Below are 210 nucleotides of genomic sequence, written 5' to 3'. Positions count from 1 at the left end.
AAGCGGATCTTGGTCTGCGAGGAGGCGTGGCACATCCTCGGGACGCCGCAACTCGCTTCGCTGCTGGAGAAGTTCCTCAAGTTCGCGCGGGGATACGGCCTGTCCTGCATCTTCATCGTCCATCACCTGTCCGACATCGACGACAGCCCGGAGACCCAAGCGGCGCTGAAGATGGCCGACACCATCGTGATCTACAGCCAGAAGAAGGCC

The 210-nt window shown here is 61.4% G+C and carries 1 pseudogene; it reads left to right on the top strand.

The annotated features are described in order from the left end of the window. Window positions 1-210 (top strand): annotated as a pseudogene (locus GTW40_RS22590) (ATP/GTP-binding protein); the annotation flags it as partial.

This window comes from Streptomyces sp. SID4985, from assembly GCF_009863025.1.
Lineage (GTDB): Bacteria > Actinomycetota > Actinomycetes > Streptomycetales > Streptomycetaceae > Streptomyces.
Note: the sequence above shows the minus strand (reverse complement) of the source record. Positions and strands in the feature narration are given on the sequence as shown.